This window comes from Mesorhizobium sp. M8A.F.Ca.ET.161.01.1.1, assembly GCF_004792105.1.
Taxonomy (GTDB): Bacteria; Pseudomonadota; Alphaproteobacteria; order Rhizobiales; family Rhizobiaceae; genus Mesorhizobium.
On sequence record NZ_SRTD01000386.1, the window covers coordinates 1 to 302 of the forward strand.

Here is a 302-nt window from a genome sequence, read left to right on the forward strand (position 1 = left end):
GCAACCCCGACTGGAACCCCGGCAGCAGCCCGATCCTGCGCAATACCGCGCTGGCCAATGCCCGCAACGACCGCACCGGCCTGACCCTGAGCAACGAAGAGAATCCGGCGCTGGGCCTGCGCGGCGTGCGCCTGTCGCTGGCCCGACCCAAAGTGGCCGACACCCAGCTGCGCGCGATCCTGCGCGCCTCCGCCTACGGCAAGCTGCGCGTGCTGGTGCCGATGATCAGCACCCGCGAGGAACTGCTGGCGGTGCGCCGGCGCATGCTCAAGCTGAGCGAACAGCTGCGCGCCGAAGGCCAC

General features: G+C 70.9%; 1 protein-coding gene. It reads left to right on the forward strand.

What is annotated here, in order from left to right:
- The coding region (locus EN804_RS36200; RefSeq protein ID WP_348642796.1) for a putative PEP-binding protein at window positions 1-302 on the forward strand (302 nt) is incomplete at both ends.